Origin of the sequence: Limnomicrobium aquaticum, assembly GCF_040545545.1 — a bacterium.
Taxonomy (GTDB): Bacteria; Pseudomonadota; Alphaproteobacteria; order Rhizobiales; family Rhizobiaceae; genus Ensifer_A; species Ensifer_A aquaticum.
This window is the reverse complement of sequence record NZ_JBEPMB010000001.1, coordinates 1,444,678-1,461,507: the sequence shown is the minus strand read 5'-3', so window position 1 is coordinate 1,461,507 and position 16,830 is coordinate 1,444,678. Positions and strand designations below refer to the sequence as shown.

Sequence of the window (16,830 nt, the reverse complement as noted above, 5' to 3'; positions counted from 1 at the left end):
TGAGACCGCTTCCGGCGGCCTTATTCTTCGTCCTGGTTCTGCCTGGCCTTCAGCTTCGAGCCCGCGATGCGCGCCACGAGATCCGGCAGGCTTTCGATTTCCGTCCACTGGCCGCCCGCACCCTTGAGTGCGTCGCCAGAGACCGGCAGGACGGCCTTCGTAAATCCCAACTTCTCGGCTTCTTTGAGGCGCTGCGCGGCCTGCGCAACGGGTCTCACGGCACCGGAGAGGCTGACTTCGCCGAAATAGACGCAATCGGGCGGAAGGGCAATACCGGCAAGCGAGGAAACCAGTGCGGAAGCCACAGCTAGATCGGCTGCGGGCTCCGAAATCCGATATCCGCCTGCGACATTGAGGTAGACGTCGTGCTGCCCGAGCCGCACGCCGCAATGCGCCTCCAGCACCGCGAGTATCATCGAGAGCCGCGCCGAGTCCCAGCCGACCACAGCACGTCGTGCAGTGCCGAGCGACGTCGGCGCAACCAGCGCCTGAATTTCCACCAGAACGGGACGGGTGCCTTCCATGCCGGCAAAGACCGCCGCGCCCGGCGATTTGGAGTTTCGCTCGCTCAGGAAAAGCGCCGACGGATTGGAAACCTCGCGCAAACCCTTGTCGGACATTTCGAAGACGCCGATCTCGTCGGTCGGCCCGAAGCGGTTCTTCACCGTGCGCAGAATGCGGTAGTCATGCCCGCGATCGCCCTCGAAATAGAGAACCGCATCGACCATGTGTTCGACCACACGGGGGCCGGCGATCTGGCCGTCCTTCGTGACATGGCCGACGAGAACGACGGCAGCACCCGTCTGCTTGGCAAAGCGAATCATCGCCTGCGCGCCGACCCGCACCTGCGTCACCGTGCCGGGGGCCGAATCGGCGGTGTCCGACCAGAGCGTCTGGATCGAATCGATGATGGCAAGATCCGGCCGCTTGCCGCTGTCGGCGAGCGTCGCCAGAATGTCCTCGACATTGGTTTCGGCGGCGAGCAGCACGTCGGTGGTCTCCGCCCCGAGCCGCTGTGCGCGCAGCCGGATCTGCGCCACCGCCTCTTCGCCCGAGACATAGATGACCTTCTGGCCCTTGCGTGACAGGGCCGCCGCAGCCTGCATCAGCACGGTCGACTTGCCGATCCCAGGATCTCCGCCGACGAGCACCGCAGAGCCGCGTACGAAGCCGCCGCCGGTCACGCGGTCAAGCTCGGAAATACCGGTCTGGATGCGCGGTGCTTCCTCGATCTCGCCGGAGAGCGCGGTCAGCGCCACGGCGCGGCCCTTCTTCGGTACCTTGCCGGGGCCACCACCGATGCCGCCCGTCGGGTCGTCCTCGATGATCGTATTCCACTCGCCACAGCCATCGCATTTGCCGGCCCAGCGCGAGTGAACCGTGCCGCAATTCTGGCAGACGAATTGTGCGCGTGCTTTAGCCATTTGCTGGACTCACCCCGGAACAAAAAGAGAATCAAGGGCTCTATCTAGCGATCCTGCACCGCCGCCGCAATCGCCGCGCGGTTTTTTCGCCATGACCGATCCTGAGCAAGACTGGTACTCACTGCCGCGTGCGACCCGCGTTCAGTCGGTGCCGGGTTGAACGGTGCGGCGATTTCTCGGAAGCGGTAGCGTTGCAGATTGCCGAGGCGGGCGGATTTACTTGAATTTGCCGAAGACGGGTTTCTTGGCCGACCGACCAAAAGATGGGGTGGGGGCCGGCGTTGTTTCGGCTTCTTCCACGACATTACGGGCGTCGTAGAGATCGACGCGCTGCTTGCGCACAAGGTCGGTCGGTATCCGGGGCCCAGTAAAGCGAACGCCATAAAGGTCGCCCCTGTGCCAGACCTTTTCGCATTCGACCTTGAAGCCGTCCAGCTCGACGAACAGCGTGAAATTTGTGGGGACGATCCAGCCAAGGCTGAACTCGACCTTCGCCCCGGATTCGCTCAGGTCGCGAACAATGCAGGGAACCGCGCTGTGCTCCTGGTTGAATGCCGCATGGGCACCCTTGAACACACGCGTCCGGCGGGCGCGTTCTACGGCCTCCTCCGATTGCGGATCGTGTGTGTTCTCGTCAGGTGTCATCGTCAAACCATTTCGCGCAACGGTTCGTCTTCGAAATCGCGTGACCATTTAGATATCACGAACATATTGAAAAACGGTTTCGACGCGCTCGTTGGCCGGAATATCGCTAATGTTAATCGGAGCTTACATGATGGCAGCGAGATTTTTTAGCCGACCTGAAATGTTTGCGGAGCTTGCTTTCAACCACCGATATAGGCGCGCTGATAGCGATTGCCGAGACTCGTCAGCAGTTCATAGCCGATGGTTCCGGCTGCACGGGCTGCATCGTCCAGCGGAATATGGGCGCCGAAAAGCTCGATATAGTCGCCGGCGCGGATTTCGGTTTCCGGCACATCGGTGACGTCGAAGATGGTGAGGTCCATGGTGACGCGCCCGGCAACCGGAACGCGGCGGCCGGCAACGAAGCCGAAGCCGCCTTCCTGAATCGTCTGGCGCAGCGGTACGCCGGAGCCGGAGAGCGCCCGATGATAGCCGTCGGCATAGCCGGTCGAAACGATGGCGAGACGGCTGTCGCGGGTCAGCACATGCGACGCGCCATAGGAGACAGGCTCGCCCGCCTTTGCATGGCGGATCTGCAGGATGCGCGTTTCAGCCGTCACAACAGGTAGCGATGGGTTCTTCACGCCATCCACCGCCTCGCCGCCATAGATGGCGATGCCCGGACGCGTGACATCGAAGTGATATTCCGGCCCAAGATGGATACCGGGCGAATTGGCGAGGCTTGAATCAACGCCTTCATAGGCTTTCGCAAGCGCTTGAAATGACTGGAGCTGCTTGCGGTTCAACGGATGTGACGGATCGCTGGCACAGGCCAGATGGCTCATCAGTAGAACCGGCGAGAAGCTGGCCGGCCGGGTGGGATCGTCTGCCAGCGCCAAAGCTTCTTCCACCGACAGGCCCAGCCTGTTCATGCCGGTATCGACCATCAGCGCGCAGGGCCGCTCCTCATCGAAGGCAACGGCATTCGACCAGCAGGCGATCTGCTCTTCCGAAACGAGGACGGGCACGAGATCATGACTGAAGAATTGCGCTTCGACCCCTGGCCATACGCCTGCGAGCACGAAGATGCGAGCTTCCGGCGCAAACTGCCGCGCCAGCATGCCCTCGTCGGGCGTGGCGACAAACATGTCGCGGCAGCCCGCATCGTAAAGGGCAGGGACCACCGCTTCTATGCCAAGCCCGTATCCATCGCCCTTCACGGCAGCGCCCGTGCGTGCCTTGCCGGAGGCTTTCTGCAGCATCCGCCAATTCTCGGTCAACGCGCCGAGATCGATCGTCAGGCGCGAAGGGGCGGCCTCGAAAGGCGTGAAAATCAGGTCGTCGTCAAGTTCGTCATCCATGCCGCATGGTCTACCCCCTCGCATGTGCGAAGGCAATCACGCCGGGGTGTACGTGGCGGTATAAAATTCCGCGATGGCCTTGCAATTCGGCAATCTCTACCAAGCCGCCCGCCCATGCGCATTTTCTTCAAGACGCGGCCGCAGCGCGTCGCTATCGTCGGGCCATGAACGATGCCCATGAGATAGAAGGTTCATCCGGACCGCTGGAAAGCCGTGACCGCGCGCGCTTCTGGCGTGCCGAGGCTTTGGATGGGCTCGAATGCCTCTCCGCCACCTTCCGGACGCTCCAGTTCGCGCCGCACACGCATGAAACCTTCTGCATCGGCGTCATCGAGGCGGGCGTCCAGAAGTCGCGCATTCGCGGCTCCTCCATCAGCGCGGGGGCCGGCACGATCTATCTGATCAACCCGGACGTCATTCACGAGGGCCGGCCGGATGAGGACGGCTATCGCTACCGCATGATGTATCCGAGCGTGGAGGCGCTGCGCGCCGTGGCCGAGGATGCAGCCGAACGCCATTTGCCGAAGAGCTTCACCTTTCCGGATGAAACGGTTGTGGCGCCCCAGCTGGCTGCCGCCTTCCTGTCGCTTCATCGGCAGATCGAGGCGGGCTGGGCACGGTTGGAACTCGAATCGCATTTCCAGAGCCTGATGCTGAACCTCATGAATGTTTTTGCAGGCGAAGCGATCGAAGTCTCCTCTTTGCGGGCGGGAAATGCGGTCCGGCAGGCGCGTGATCTTCTCGATGCCTGCTATCGCGACGACGTCGGCCTGACAGAGGTGGCCAATGCGGTGGGTCTTTCGCGCGCCCATCTCATCCGCGCCTTCAAGAAGGAGTTCGGCATGCCGCCGCATGGCTGGCTGACGGACCGCCGCATTCGCGCGGCGCGAACACTGCTCGAAAAGGGCGCGCCGATTGCCGATACCGCGTTTGATTGCGGCTTTGCCGATCAGGCGCATCTGACGCGTCAGTTCAAGGCCCGCACCGGTGTCACGCCCGCCGTTTACCGCAACGCGCATCTGGATCAGTGATCGGCGGCCCGGTTTTCTCTCCGAGCACTTTCCTTCAAGAGCGCCGGGTGCCGAGACGCTAAAGCTTCTGTCGCAATGACGGAGGCATGATGAGACAGACGTGGTTTGATGATTTTCGCGGCGGGGCACTTGCCACGCTCCCCTTGACGATCGCGGTCGCGCCCATCGGCATGATCTTTGGCGTGGGCGCTGCAGCCAAAGGGCTCTCGGTGGCCGAAGCCGGGCTGATGAGCGCGCTGGTCTTTGCCGGCGGTTCGCAATTCGTGGCGCTTGATCTCTGGCGGCAACCGGCCCCCTGGCTGGCCCTTGGTCTCGCGGCGCTTCTCGTCAACATCCGCCATGTACTCCTTTCCATGTCGCTCGGCGGCAAGCTTCAGGCTTTTCCGGTCTGGCTTCGCTATCTCGCCATGCTGATGCTCGCCGACGAAGTCTGGGCCATGGCCGAAAAGCGCGCCATGGCGGCAACGCTGACGCCCGCCTGGTATGCCGGCATTGCCGTTCCCTTCTACCTCACCTGGCTGTTATCGACGTTTGTCGGTGTCCTTGCGGGTTCGGCCATCGGAGACCCGCGTGCGCTGGGTCTCGATTTCGCCTTCACCGCCGTCTTCATCGCCCTCGTCACCGGCTTCTGGAAGGGGCGCGAGACGGGATTGATCCTTGCCGCAAGCGGGCTTGCGGCCATTCTCGTTCACCGTTTGGTACCCGGCGCCTGGTACATCGCCGCCGGTGCCGCTGCCGGGATTGCTGCGGCCGCCGTGCAGGAATTCCTGTGGCCGGAGGAGCTGCCGGCATGACGCTCGATCCTTCAGCATTCGCCGCCATTCTGGCCATGGCCTGCGCCACCGTCTTCACGCGGCTGTCGGGCCTTTATCTGATGGGCCGCCTGCGGCTCGGCCCGCGCGGAAGCAAGCTTCTGGGGGCTGTCCCGCCCGCCGTTCTCATGGCGCTTGTCGCGCCGGTCGCGCTTGCGACAGGCCTCCCGGAGACTGCCGCCGCCGCCGTGACCGCGCTCGCCGCCCTTCGACTGCCGCTTCTGGCCGCAACCGCGCTCGGCGTTGCCACGGCGGCCCTTATGCGGTTTTTCCTATGAAGGGTCACACCGGCAACCGCCCCTGCAGGGCGGGTGCGGTTACAGCATGCCGAGGAACTGTTTGAGTTCCGCCGTCTGTGGATTGGAAAAAACATCTTCCGGCGGGCCGATTTCGTGAACGCGGCCCTGATGCATGAAGACCACGCGGGAGCAGACATCGCGGGCGAATTTCATCTCATGCGTCACCATGACCAGCGTCATACCTTCGGCGGCAAGTTCGCGCACCACGGCCAGCACTTCCTGCACAAGTTCCGGGTCGAGCGCCGAGGTGATCTCGTCGCAGAGCAGCGCTATCGGCTCCATGGCCAGCGCACGGGCAATGGCTACGCGCTGCTGCTGTCCGCCCGACAGCTCGTCAGGATAGGCATCGAACTTGTGTCCAAGGCCGACACGGTCGAGCATCTTGCGGGCCATCGCCTCCGCCTGATCCTTCGCGGTCTTCTTCACCACGGTCTGCGAAACCATGACATTGCCGCCGACGGTCAGATGAGGAAACAGGTTGAACTGCTGGAAGATCATGCCGACCTTTAAGCGAAGCGCCCGCAGGTGCAGCTCGTCCGGCAGCAATTGCGCGCCGGCAACCGCAATCGAACCGGCATTGATCGTTTCAAGCCCGTTGATGCAGCGGAGCAGGGTGGATTTGCCAGAGCCGCTCTTGCCGATGATGGCGATGACTTCGCCCGGCTCGATATTCAGGTTGATGCCCTTCAGGACCTCGTTGTCGCCGAAGGCTTTTCGGACTTCAGTGATTTCGATGAGCGACATTCAGTTTCCTTTCGAGCACCTGGGCGCTCTTCGACAGCGGCCAGCACAGGGCGAAATAGATGAGCGCCACGAAGCCATAGACCGTGAAAGGCTGGAAGGTGGCATTTGTGACGATGGTTCCGGCCTTGGAGAGTTCGACAAAGCCGATGATGGAGGTGAGCGCGGTTCCCTTGACGACCTGCACCGAGAAGCCGACGGTCGGCGGCACGGCGATGCGGATCGCCTGCGGCAGGATGATGTAGCGCATCTGCTGGAAGTAGCCCATGCCGAGGCTCGACGAGGCTTCCCATTGGCCCTTGGCAATGGCATCGACGCAGCCACGCCAGATTTCCATGAGGAAGGCGGCACTCCAGAAGATCAGCGCGAGACCCGCCGCGAGCCACGCCGGCACATTGATGCCGAAGAGGCCAAGGCCGAAAAAGGCGAGGAAGAGCTGCATCAGCAGCGGCGTGCCCTGAAAGAGCTCCACGTAATAGCGCGCGAAGACGCGGGCCGCCGAGACCTTGCCGATCCGCATGAAGAGCAGGATGACGCCGAGCAAGCCGCCGCCGATGAAGGAGACGAGCGAAAGCACGACCGTCCAGCGCGCGGCCAGAAGCAGGTTGCGGACGATGTCCCAGGTGGAAAAGTCGCTCATGCGCGCCTCCGTCTCGGGAAGATGATCGTGCCGATGCCGCGCATGGCGGCGCGCAGCAGGATCGCGAGCGTCAGATAGATGAGCGTCGTCAGGAAATAGGCCTCAAACGCGCGGAAGGTGCGCGACTGGATGAAGTTCGACGCGAAGGTCAGGTCTTCCGCCGCAATCTGCGAGACGACCGCCGAGCCGAGCATCACGATGATGACCTGCGAGGAAAGGGCCGGCCAGATGCGCTGCAGCGACGGAACGAGGATGACGTGCCGGAAGGTCTGGATGGGTGACATGGCAAGGCTGGCGCCTGCCTCGAACTGCCCGCGCGGCGTCGCCTGAATGCCGGCGCGGATGATCTCGGCGCTATAGGCCCCGAGATTGATCACCATGGCGATATTGGCCGCCACCAGCTCGTTCATGTGAACGCCGATGGAGGGCAGGCCGAAAAAGATGAAGAAGAGCTGGATCATGAATGGCGTGTTGCGGATCAGCTCCACATAGCCGCCGATTACGGGCTTCAGCCAGTTTGGCCCGAGCGCCCGCGCCCAGGCGCAGAACGTGCCGAGCGTCACGCCCACAAGCCCGCCGACAACCGTCAGTTCGACCGTGATCGCCAGCCCCTTGAGGATCACGCCCGCATAGTCGGGGATCCATGAAAAATCGAAATGGTAGGCCAAGCCTCACCTCGCGCCAGCTCAAGGCCGGGTATCAGAATGGAATAGAAGAGATGCGGGCCGGCCCGGGAGGAAATCAGGAGGAGGCCGGCCCGCAGCACCGATCAGAGATCGGCAGGAAGGGGTGCGTTCAGCCACTTCTCGGAAATCTTGCCGAGCGAACCGTCTTTTTTGGCCTCTGCGATGATCGCATTGAGCTTTTCGAGAAGCGCCGGCTCGTCCTTGTTGAGACCGACGAAGCAGGGTGAGTTCTTGATCAGGAACTTCATTTCCGGCTTCTTCGGCGGGTTCTTCGCGATGATGGCGGCGGCGACCACGTTGCCGGTGGCAACCGCATCGACCTGACCGGACAGGAAGGCCGAGATCGTGCCGTTGTTGTCCTCGTAGCGCTTGATCGTCGCATCGGCCGGGGCGACCTTGGTCAGTTCCAGATCTTCGACGGCGCCGCGCGTGACGGCAATCGTCTTGCCCGAGAGATCAGCGGCCGACTTGATGGCGGCATCGGCCGGCGCAAACACGCCGTTGAAGAACGGTGCGTAGGCCGAAGTGAAGTCGATGACCTTCTCGCGGTCCGGGTTCTTGCCGAGGCTCGAAATGACCAGATCGACCTTCTTCGTCTGCAGGTAGGGAATGCGGTTGGCGCTGGTCACCGGTACGAGTTCGACCTTGACCCCGAGCTTGTCGGCAATCAGCTTCGCCATGTCGATGTCATAGCCCTGCGGCGTCATGTCTGCACCGACGCTGCCGAAAGGCGGGAAATCCTGCGGGACAGCCACCTTGATCGTACCGCTCTTGGTGATGTCGGCCAGTGCGTCGGCCTGCGCTGCGCCCGCAAATGCCGCGGTTGCAGCCATAGCGGCAGTTGCGATGGCGATGAATTGTCTTCTGAGCATGGTCACGTCCTTTTTGTGATATGACCATTGTCAAGCAAACCTCGTGCCACGATCGATGAAGGCGATAGGAGAGGGACTGCGAAAGCGAAGGCTGACAATTGAATGGATTTTGCCGAAATATGAAGCAAATGCTGCATGGCGCTTGTGCAGACAAGGCAACAAAGGGGCGACGCGCCGAGGGGACGGAAACGCCAAATCCCAATCTCCCAAAGAGGAGTGTTGCCTGCTCGGCGCGACACAATCGCTTCAGCAGAAGATACCTGGCCAATCGAGGAGTGCGGGCAGATGGCTGTCCTGAGCGCATCGTCCACGGGCTATCGACCCCATTGCACAGGATCGGCGTTCTCCCCCTTATGTTCAAAGGGTCATCTGATCGATCCTCGTTTCATTCCGGTGGGATCAAGCATCTGGAATGGTTCCAGAGTTCATCTCAATCAAAGGCGCAACATGGCCATGCATCCCAGGCGAAATCGCGTAACGCCCTTCGGCAGGATCGAGGCCGTTCCCGCTCGCGGTCAACTCATGGGCAATCGCGGCGATCTGCATGACGGTCACGGCGCAATCGCCCGCGACTGGAAGGTGAAGCGCTGGATTGCCTGCCGTCTCACCCATCCGCGCGGCATTCTCGCGACCTTCGATACGCCGGGACGCTACACACCACTCTTCTTTGCCGACGAGCCGACCGCGCTCGCCGCCGGCCATCGCCCCTGCGCCGAATGCCGGCGCGAGGATTACGAGGCCTATCGGGAGGGATGGACGCTTGCCTTCGCAGAGCGGCCGTCTGCCGACGCGATGGATAACGCGCTTCATGCCGCCCGGCTTTCGGCAAACGGTGGCAAGATCACCTTCGAGGCCCGGTTGGGAGACCTGCCCGATGGGGTTATGGTGACGCTGCCGGATGCACCCAAGGCGCCGTCTCTACTTTGGCAGGGACGCCTGCATCCATGGACCCACGAAGCCTATGATGCGCCCATGCCGGCGGCCGCGGGCGCGGCCTGCCGCGTCCTGACGCCGATGCCGTCCGTCGCGGTTCTTCAGGTTCTACGCGCGTCCAAGACCTTGCCCTGGCCGGGCTTTGCCGGGCCGCGCTTTTGAGCGGTCGGGGTATCGCGGTGCTCATTCGTAAAAACGTCACAGGCTAAGCCTAGGACCGGCTCAACTGCGCGGCGAGGGTGGATTCGTCGGCGCTTGTCAAATGCTCCCGGCGGAAAGGATCGTCTCTATGGAGAAGACTGCGGCAACGGTGATCGAAGGCGCAACACTGGTCCTCGGCGACCGCCTCGAAAGGGCAAGCCTGCGCTTCGAAGACGGCCTCATCACTGCCATTGACGGTCCGCGCGACGGGGCCACGGTCTTTGACGGTCGCGGCCATCTCCTCGGTCCCGCCTTCATCGATATCCATGGCGACGCCTTCGAACGCCAGTTGATGCCGCGTCCGGGCACGATGTTTCCAGTCGATGCGGCGCTGCTCGAAACCGACCGGCAGCTTGCGTCCAACGGCATCGCCACGACCTATCATGCGCTGACACTCAGCTGGGAGCCTGGCCTGCGCTCGATCGAAATGGGCCGCGCGGTCTTCGAAGCGCTGACGAGGCTGCAGCCGCGCCTGCTGGTCGAAAACCGGCTGCAATTGCGCTGGGAGAGCTTCTGTTTCGAGGCGGTGGACTTTATCCGCGACGCGTTGCAGGGCGAACTCACACCGGCCATCGCCTTCAACGATCACACCTCCATGGCCATGCTGCATCCGTCCGTCACCATGCAGGAGCGGCCGTTCGAGTTCTCGCCGGACTTTCCGGTGGTGGATATGCAGAACCCGGCCTTTGTCGAGAAGATGGGCGAGCGGGCCAAGCGCGCCAAGATGTCGAGCGAGGCCATGGTCGCGATGATCGCCTCCATCTGGGAGCGCCGCCCAGAGGTTCCGGCCGTCATTGAGAAGGTTGCCGCGCTCGGCCGCGCTGTCAACGCACCCATGCTCTCCCACGACGACAGCCAGATCGAAACGCGCGACCATTTCCGCGGGCAGGGCGCCCGCATCAGCGAATTCCCGATGAACCACCGTGTCGCCCGCGCCGCACGCGAAGCGGGTGACTTCATTGTCTTCGGGGCACCGAATGCGGCCCGCGGCGGCAGTCATCTGGGCAGTTCGCCGCGCGTGGCCGAGATGGTGCGCGAAGGTCTCTGCGACATACTGGCCTCGGACTATTATTACCCCGCCATGCTGATCGGCCTAGCAAGGCTGGTCGCCGATGGCGTCGGCGCGGTGGAAACACTCTGGCCGCTCGTCTCGGGAAATCCTTCAAAGGCACTCGGCCTCAAGGATCGCGGCGAAATCGCGGTGGGCAAGCGCGCTGATCTCGTACTCGTCGACTGGCCGGAGGAGGGGACGCCCGTTGTGCGCCGGACCTGGGTCGCCGGACGCACGGCTTACGCTGCAACGCCGGCTGGTTGACCGACTTTCATGAGAAAGGCGGAGTCCTTCCGGACTCCGCCTTGAATTTCCGTTCGGCTCAATGCTCTTCGTATTGCAGGAAGCTCGAGTCCGCGAGGTCGGTGAAGCGGGTATATTCGGCCTGGAAGGCGAGCTTCACCGTGCCGGTCGGTCCGTGACGCTGCTTGGCGATAATGACATCGGCCGTGCCCTTGACCTTGTCCATCAGTGCTTCCCATTCCGGGTACTTGGGGTCGCCGATATCGCGCGGCTCCTGGTTCTTCACGTAATATTCCTCGCGGAACACGAAGAGCACCACGTCAGCGTCCTGCTCGATCGAGCCTGACTCGCGAAGGTCGGAGAGCTGGGGGCGCTTGTCGTCGCGGCTTTCGACCTGACGGGAGAGCTGGGAGAGCGCGATAATCGGAACGTTGAGTTCCTTGCCGAGCGCCTTGAGGCCCGTCGTGATCTCGGTGATTTCCTGCACGCGGTTCTCGCCCGACTTCTTCGCCCCCGTCATGAGCTGAATATAGTCGACCACCAGAACGTCGAGCCCGCGCTGGCGCTTGAGGCGGCGCGCGCGCGCGGCAAGCTGCGCAATGGAGATACCACCGGTCTGGTCGATGAAGAGCGGCACTTTCTGCATCATCTGGGAGCAGGCGACCAGCTTTTCGAAATCGGCTTCGGTGATGTCGCCGCGGCGGATCTTCGAGGACGAGACTTCCGTCTGCTCGGAGATGATACGGGTGGCGAGCTGCTCGGCCGACATTTCGAGCGAGTAGAAGCCGACGACGCCTCCATTCTTCGCCTTGAACGAACCGTCCGGCATCACTTCAGGCTCATAGGATGCGGCAATGTTATAGGCGATGTTGGTGGCAAGCGAGGTCTTGCCCATGCCCGGACGTCCGGCAAGCACGATCAAGTCCGAGCGCTGCAACCCGCCCATCTTGCTATCGAGAGAGACGATGCCGGTCGAAATGCCCGACAGATGCCCATCGCGCTCGAAGGCGGCCCCGGCCATGTCGATCGCCAGAGCAACGGCATCATTGAATGACTGGAACCCGCCATCGTAGCGGCCATTTTCGGCGAGTTCGAACAGGCGGCGTTCGGTGTCCTCGATCTGCTTTTGCGGCGGCATGTCGAGCGGTGCGTCATAGGCGATATTGACGACTTCCTCGCCGATACCGATCAGCGCTCGGCGCAGCGCCAGGTCGTAGATCGCCCGGCCATAGTCTTCCGCGTTGATGATCGACACGGCCTCGACGGCGAGACGCGCCACATATTGCGCAACCGTCATGTCGCCGACGCGGTCGTCGGCGGAAAGGAAGGTCTTGATGGTGACGGGATTGGCCGTCTTGCCCATGCGGATGATATCGCCGGCGACCTCGAAGATCTTGCGGTGCAGCCCTTCGTAGAAATGGGCGGGCTTCAGGAAATCCGAGACGCGATAGAACGCGTCGTTGTTCATGAGGATGGCGCCCAGCAGCGCCTGCTCGGCCTCAACGTTATTCGGGGCCTCGCGGTACTGCGGCTCGCCCGGTTTCACCATTTCCAGCTTGCGCGCGGCTTCGTTCATCGTCTGCATCCAATGTCTGTCATGCGGAATCTTTATCTCTTACGCCGTCTTCGCGGCCGAGTCGCGACTATAGTTGATTCCCACAGCGCCCGCGAAGATGGGTGGAAAAGCCGCAAATTCGCATTGACTGTGTTCAAGGAGGCGCGCGCTGGCGGATCGCAGGGTGGAAACCTGGCAATTCGGCAGATACATCTATCGGCGTGGGGCGACGGAGTGTTAATCAGTTGTCCCTACAATGAGCTTCAAGTTTGATCGCGAACATCCCATTTTCCGCCGAGAGGTTTGACGTGCCGTCGAGAGAGCCGGATGATGTTTTCAAGATCCTGGTGTCGGAACTTGCCTACACCATCATGCCTTCGGTGGTGATGTGCCTGACCGTCACCGTCCTTGGCCTGTTTGCCTATAGCAGTATCGGAAACCTCCAGATTCTGCTGGCCGTGGGCCTGGGGACCGCCGTGTCGATCTCCAAGATTTTCGTCATGCGTGCCCACAAGCGCTTCAATGCGAAGCAGCAGGCTTCGATGATCGAAGCAGTCAGATGGGAGCGCATTCACGCGCTTCACACGTTCATCCTCGCCGGATCCGTTTGCTGGCTCGGTTCGCTGATGTTCTTCTATCGCGACCTTTCTGTGCAGATTCTGGCGACCGCGCTACTTTACGGGTATTGCGCAGGCGTTGCCAGCCGCGTCTCGGTTCGACCCTATATAGCCGCCTCAGCGATCGTCATCGCGGCCGTTCCGCCTACAATCCTGGCGGCGCTCCAGGGCGACATTGCGCATCTGATCCTGGCGACGATTTTTACGGTTTTCATCGGTGCGGCCATGCAAAGCGTCTGGCATGTCTATCGTGTGGCCAAGCGGGAAATCTCGCTGCGACTTGAAATCGAACTTCAGGCGCGCCGTGACCCGCTGACCGGGCTTGGGAACCGTCTCGCATTGGCCGAGGCGTTTCAGGCTTTGAGGCGCGAAGACCATGTGCTGATCTGTGTCCATTGCTTCGACCTCGACGGCTTCAAGACTGTCAATGATCGCTTCGGCCACGCCATTGGCGATGAACTGCTGTCCGCGATCGGGACACGACTGCTGGACCTTGCTGGTCAGGGCAAGATTCCGGTTCGCATCGGCGGGGATGAGTTTGTCATGCTTCAGTCGGTGCCCAATCACCCGGAAGATGCGGAATTGCTTGCCGCACGAATACTCGACGCCCTCAACATGCCCTATGTGATCTCCGGCAAGCCGATCACGATCGGCGTCAGCCTGGGCTACACGGTCGAACGCTCCGAGACCGCTGATCTCGGCACCATGATGCGCCTCGCAGACGCTGCCTCCTACCGCGTCAAGCGGCAGGGAGGCGGATTTGACCGGGAGGTTCCGCAGATGCACAACCTGAGCGCCTCGTCGTCTGCGGCTTAAGCAGCCGAGACTTCGACACGGCTGCTGCGGCCGAACACATAAACCGCCATCGCGACTCCAAGGACCTGCAGCAATGCGCCAGCGGCCTCGGTCAACGTTGGCAGACGCTGCTCGTAGATCAGCCCGAAGGCCACCCCGAAGACGGTTTCCGCGATGATCAGTTGTGATGTGAGCGCGAGGGGCACGTGTCTGGACGCATAGACCCAGCACCAGGTCGCAATCCAGGACGCCGCAAGTCCCATCGAAATCGACCAGGCTGCGAAGTTGACGATCTCTCCGGTGGAGGCGGTCGCGAACAGGCCATAGGAGATGGTCGGAAGCAGAAGCAGCGCCGACAGCGCCGACCCCACCCCTTGAATGCCCGTCCAGTGCAGCCCGTCGGGCGCATCCGGCCGGCGCATGATCGCCGCGTTGCCGATGCCGTAGCCGATCCAGACGACGAGCGCGACGGTCGCCCAGAGCACGCCGTTGATCACGGAGGGGCCGGCGGTATCGACATTTGCAAGCGTCGAAGCATTGGCAACGACGAGACCCACGACGATGAGCCCGAGCGGAAGAGCCAGCGCCCGCCAGGGCAGGGTGTTCTCGCGCGCATTCGCGATGATCGGCAGCAATACCGGCATCAATCCGGTGATCAGCGGTGGAATGACCGCGCCTGCATCTTTCACCGCAAACGAGACCAGCAGGAAATAGCCGGCATAGCCGAAGCTGCCGAGCAGGATGCCGTAGATCCAAAGACGCACCGGCAGGCCTGTCGGCCTGAACCTCCGATTGAGCATCAACAGAATGCAGGTCACACCAAACACCCCGTAGCGCGTGGCGGCGAGATCGAAGGCGGAAAAGGGCATGACCGCGCGCGGGGCGACAAAGGTAAGACCCCAGAGCGCACAGGTCGTCAGGCCCGCGAGAATGCCGAGATACATGATGGCTCCGGAAAATGGAAAATGGCGCGAACGCCGGATTGACAGGGGTTCTATAGGGCGGTTCGCCGAATATTGCTATTCCATTTGCGTCGCCGGAACAAAATCAGTGCTTTGCCCCTTTTCTTGCGCGGCAACGCTCATATAGACGGGACAGGCCGGATCAGTGCAGAGGGGGCAGGCTCATGACACCGAAGATCAGACGCGTTGTCTATGTCGCCTCCTATGAGTTCTTCGCCGTCCTCTCGGTCGGCTTCGCGCTTTCCGTTCTGCTGGGCAAGCCGTTTCTCGACACGGGCAGCTTCGCTATCATGACGTCGCTCATCGCTGTCGGCTGGAATTATGCCTACACGACCGGTTTCGAATGGTGGGAAGCACACCAGACAGTCAAAGGCCGCTCGAAACGTCGCCGCGCCGCCCACGCGATCGGCTTTGAGGTCGGCCTGCTGGCACTCTTCATCCCCTTCATGAGCTGGTGGCTGGCAATCCCGCTCACGCAAGCGCTCGTCTACCAGATTTCCTTCGCGATTTATTTCCTCTGCTACACCTACGTTTTCAACCTCGCCTTCGACTCGATCTTCGGCCTGCCGCAATCCGCGCAGTGAGCAAGGAAAAAGCCCCGCCGGTAACCGGCGAGGCGGGAGGGTTGAAGAACAGCCGGCTCTATTCGGCCGCCAGCTTCATGTCGGTCTGTTCGGACGCGATCAGCGCGCGCTCGGTGTCCACCATATAGTCACGCGTCATCGGCAGTGCGTCGCGGCGCTTGACGAGCTGGAACTGGAAGACATTGAGATCGAGGAAGCGGAAGGCGGCCTCCGACGAGGCGAGGTAGAATTCCCACATGCGGCAGAACTCTTCATCATAGAGCCGGGTGGCATCGTCCCAGTGGGCGACGAAGCGGTTGCGCCAGTGCTTGAGCGTCTCGGCATAGTGATAGCGCAGGATCTCGATATCCGCGAGCATCAGGCCGGATCGTTCGATGGCCGGAAGCACTTCCGACATCGATGGAATGTAGCCGCCGGGGAAGATGTACTTCTCGATGAACGGATTGGTCGCCGAAGGCGGTGAAGCCTGGCCGATCGTATGCATCAGCATCACGCCGTCATCGTTGAGGAGGGCGGCCGCCTTCTCGAAATACTCGTTGAAGCCCTTCTTCCCGACATGCTCGAACATGCCGACCGAGACGATACGGTCGAATTTGCGGTCGAGATGGCGATAGTCCTTCAGCAGGAATTCCGCTCGGCCCGAAAGGCCGTTGGCCACCGCGCGCTTGTTGGCGATTGCCAGCTGTTCGTCGGACAGCGTCACGCCCGTCACCTTCGCGCCAAAGGTGCTTGCGAGATAAAGCCCCATGCCGCCCCAGCCGCAGCCGATATCGAGCGTCGAAAGGTCAGGCCGGTTGAAGTTGAGCTTGGAGGCGATATGCCGCTTCTTGGCGAACTGCGCCTCCTCCAGTGTCGTTTCCGGCGTGGAGAAATAGGCGCAGGAATATTGCCGGTCGTCATCGAGGAAGAGATCATAGAGCGCGCCGGAGAGATCATAGTGGTGCTGCACATTCTTCCGCGCCCGCATGAAATTGTTGCCGCGTCCGACAACGGCGCCGAAATTCCGCATCGAGAGTGCAAGCTTCGCGAACGAGTTCTTCGTCTCCACGCTGCCCGGCATGTTGGACAGCGTGACCTTCAGGAAGTCGTAAATCGTGCCTTCCAGCATCTGGAGCGAGCCCTGCATGTAGCATTCGCCCAGCCTCAGCGCCGGGTCGAGCAGCAGCAGGTTTTCGGTCGCTGCGTCCGTCAGGCGGGCATGGACCGGCGTGCCGGTTCCGTCGCCATAGCGGTAGGTCTTGCCGTCCGCCGCCGTGATGGAAAGATTGCCCTGAACTATGGATCGGGAAAGAAATCTGTCTAGAAATCGATACATGCTTGCCTCCGCGCGGATAGCGGGGCGGCGAAGGGTCGAACGGTCTCGCCAGAGTCCCGCTTTAGAAACCATGATCCTTGGCTG

17 protein-coding genes are annotated in these 16,830 nt (G+C 61.9%); 7 read left to right on the top strand and 10 right to left on the bottom strand.

The window, feature by feature from the left end:
* Positions 1-20 precede the first annotated feature (20 nt).
* From radA to alr, 3 genes are all read right to left on the bottom strand, one after another.
* Positions 21-1,424, bottom strand: coding sequence for a DNA repair protein RadA (radA, locus tag ABID16_RS07290; protein WP_354555627.1), 1,404 nt, complete (start codon positions 1,422-1,424; stop codon positions 21-23).
* 216 nt (positions 1,425-1,640) lie between these two features.
* Positions 1,641-2,069: a PilZ domain-containing protein gene (locus ABID16_RS07285; protein ID WP_354555626.1), complete on the bottom strand. Its 429-nt coding sequence runs from the start codon at positions 2,067-2,069 to the stop codon at positions 1,641-1,643.
* A gap of 179 nt (positions 2,070-2,248) precedes the next feature.
* A complete protein-coding gene (alr, locus tag ABID16_RS07280; RefSeq protein ID WP_354555625.1) occupies positions 2,249-3,409 on the bottom strand; it encodes an alanine racemase in 1,161 nt (386 codons plus the stop codon).
* A 164-nt stretch (positions 3,410-3,573) separates the two neighbouring features.
* Here alr and ABID16_RS07275 point away from each other — a divergent pair, with 164 nt between their 5' ends.
* From ABID16_RS07275 to ABID16_RS07265, 3 genes are all read left to right on the top strand, one after another.
* Positions 3,574-4,440, top strand: coding sequence for a helix-turn-helix transcriptional regulator (locus ABID16_RS07275; protein ID WP_354555624.1), 867 nt, complete (start codon positions 3,574-3,576; stop codon positions 4,438-4,440).
* Between the two features lie 86 nt (positions 4,441-4,526).
* Complete coding sequence (locus ABID16_RS07270; RefSeq protein ID WP_354555623.1) at positions 4,527-5,234, top strand: AzlC family ABC transporter permease; 708 nt, start codon at positions 4,527-4,529, stop codon at positions 5,232-5,234.
* Positions 5,231-5,530: an AzlD family protein gene (locus tag ABID16_RS07265; RefSeq protein ID WP_354555622.1), complete on the top strand. Its 300-nt coding sequence runs from the start codon at positions 5,231-5,233 to the stop codon at positions 5,528-5,530. Before ABID16_RS07270 ends, ABID16_RS07265 begins: the two co-directional genes overlap by 4 nt.
* Before the next feature lie 39 nt (positions 5,531-5,569).
* Here ABID16_RS07265 and ABID16_RS07260 read toward each other — a convergent pair whose 3' ends face one another.
* The 4 genes from ABID16_RS07260 to ABID16_RS07245 form a co-directional block, all read right to left on the bottom strand.
* Complete coding sequence (locus ABID16_RS07260) at positions 5,570-6,295, bottom strand: amino acid ABC transporter ATP-binding protein (protein WP_354555621.1); 726 nt, start codon at positions 6,293-6,295, stop codon at positions 5,570-5,572.
* On the bottom strand, positions 6,273-6,932 hold the full coding sequence (locus ABID16_RS07255) for an amino acid ABC transporter permease (RefSeq protein ID WP_354555620.1): 660 nt from the start codon (positions 6,930-6,932) through the stop codon (positions 6,273-6,275). Before ABID16_RS07255 ends, ABID16_RS07260 begins: the two co-directional genes overlap by 23 nt.
* Positions 6,929-7,600, bottom strand: a complete 672-nt coding sequence (locus ABID16_RS07250) for an amino acid ABC transporter permease (RefSeq protein ID WP_354555619.1) — start codon at positions 7,598-7,600, stop codon at positions 6,929-6,931. The genes ABID16_RS07255 and ABID16_RS07250 overlap by 4 nt, the downstream gene beginning before the upstream one ends.
* Before the next feature lie 101 nt (positions 7,601-7,701).
* Entirely contained in the window at positions 7,702-8,490 is a 789-nt protein-coding gene (locus ABID16_RS07245) for a transporter substrate-binding domain-containing protein (RefSeq protein WP_354555618.1), read from the bottom strand.
* 447 nt (positions 8,491-8,937) lie between these two features.
* Here ABID16_RS07245 and ABID16_RS07240 point away from each other — a divergent pair, with 447 nt between their 5' ends.
* Entirely contained in the window at positions 8,938-9,585 is a 648-nt protein-coding gene (locus ABID16_RS07240) for a hypothetical protein (RefSeq protein ID WP_354555617.1), read from the top strand.
* Between the two features lie 127 nt (positions 9,586-9,712).
* Entirely contained in the window at positions 9,713-10,939 is a 1,227-nt protein-coding gene (locus ABID16_RS07235) for an alpha-D-ribose 1-methylphosphonate 5-triphosphate diphosphatase (protein ID WP_354555616.1), read from the top strand.
* 58 nt (positions 10,940-10,997) lie between these two features.
* Here ABID16_RS07235 and ABID16_RS07230 read toward each other — a convergent pair whose 3' ends face one another.
* The gene (locus ABID16_RS07230; protein ID WP_354555615.1) at positions 10,998-12,494 is read right to left on the bottom strand and encodes a replicative DNA helicase; all 1,497 of its coding nucleotides are present in this window, start codon (positions 12,492-12,494) and stop codon (positions 10,998-11,000) included.
* 287 nt (positions 12,495-12,781) lie between these two features.
* Here ABID16_RS07230 and ABID16_RS07225 point away from each other — a divergent pair, with 287 nt between their 5' ends.
* Positions 12,782-13,906, top strand: coding sequence for a diguanylate cyclase domain-containing protein (locus ABID16_RS07225; RefSeq protein WP_354555614.1), 1,125 nt, complete (start codon positions 12,782-12,784; stop codon positions 13,904-13,906).
* Here ABID16_RS07225 and ABID16_RS07220 read toward each other — a convergent pair.
* A complete protein-coding gene (locus tag ABID16_RS07220) occupies positions 13,903-14,829 on the bottom strand; it encodes a DMT family transporter (protein ID WP_354555613.1) in 927 nt (308 codons plus the stop codon). The genes ABID16_RS07225 and ABID16_RS07220 overlap by 4 nt on opposite strands.
* A gap of 182 nt (positions 14,830-15,011) precedes the next feature.
* Here ABID16_RS07220 and ABID16_RS07215 point away from each other — a divergent pair, with 182 nt between their 5' ends.
* A complete protein-coding gene (locus tag ABID16_RS07215) occupies positions 15,012-15,431 on the top strand; it encodes a PACE efflux transporter (RefSeq protein ID WP_354555612.1) in 420 nt (139 codons plus the stop codon).
* A gap of 58 nt (positions 15,432-15,489) precedes the next feature.
* Here ABID16_RS07215 and ABID16_RS07210 read toward each other — a convergent pair whose 3' ends face one another.
* Complete coding sequence (locus ABID16_RS07210) at positions 15,490-16,746, bottom strand: cyclopropane fatty acid synthase (RefSeq protein ID WP_354555611.1); 1,257 nt, start codon at positions 16,744-16,746, stop codon at positions 15,490-15,492.
* Positions 16,747-16,830 lie beyond the last annotated feature (84 nt).

Bases quoted from the DNA above. Each gene is read 5' to 3' on its own strand.
- radA (WP_354555627.1), bottom strand. From the start codon at position 1,424: ATGGCTAAAGCACGCGCACAATTCGTCTGCCAGAATTGCGGCACGGTT.
- ABID16_RS07285 (WP_354555626.1), bottom strand. From the start codon at position 2,069: ATGACACCTGACGAGAACACACACGATCCGCAATCGGAGGAGGCCGTA.
- alr (WP_354555625.1), bottom strand. From the start codon at position 3,409: ATGGATGACGAACTTGACGACGACCTGATTTTCACGCCTTTCGAGGCC.
- ABID16_RS07275 (WP_354555624.1), top strand. From the start codon at position 3,574: ATGAACGATGCCCATGAGATAGAAGGTTCATCCGGACCGCTGGAAAGC.
- ABID16_RS07270 (WP_354555623.1), top strand. From the start codon at position 4,527: ATGATGAGACAGACGTGGTTTGATGATTTTCGCGGCGGGGCACTTGCC.
- ABID16_RS07265 (WP_354555622.1), top strand. From the start codon at position 5,231: ATGACGCTCGATCCTTCAGCATTCGCCGCCATTCTGGCCATGGCCTGC.
- ABID16_RS07260 (WP_354555621.1), bottom strand. From the start codon at position 6,295: ATGTCGCTCATCGAAATCACTGAAGTCCGAAAAGCCTTCGGCGACAAC.
- ABID16_RS07255 (WP_354555620.1), bottom strand. From the start codon at position 6,932: ATGAGCGACTTTTCCACCTGGGACATCGTCCGCAACCTGCTTCTGGCC.
- ABID16_RS07245 (WP_354555618.1), bottom strand. From the start codon at position 8,490: ATGCTCAGAAGACAATTCATCGCCATCGCAACTGCCGCTATGGCTGCA.
- ABID16_RS07240 (WP_354555617.1), top strand. From the start codon at position 8,938: ATGGCCATGCATCCCAGGCGAAATCGCGTAACGCCCTTCGGCAGGATC.
- ABID16_RS07235 (WP_354555616.1), top strand. From the start codon at position 9,713: ATGGAGAAGACTGCGGCAACGGTGATCGAAGGCGCAACACTGGTCCTC.
- ABID16_RS07230 (WP_354555615.1), bottom strand. From the start codon at position 12,494: ATGAACGAAGCCGCGCGCAAGCTGGAAATGGTGAAACCGGGCGAGCCG.
- ABID16_RS07220 (WP_354555613.1), bottom strand. From the start codon at position 14,829: ATGTATCTCGGCATTCTCGCGGGCCTGACGACCTGTGCGCTCTGGGGT.
- ABID16_RS07215 (WP_354555612.1), top strand. From the start codon at position 15,012: ATGACACCGAAGATCAGACGCGTTGTCTATGTCGCCTCCTATGAGTTC.
- ABID16_RS07210 (WP_354555611.1), bottom strand. From the start codon at position 16,746: ATGTATCGATTTCTAGACAGATTTCTTTCCCGATCCATAGTTCAGGGC.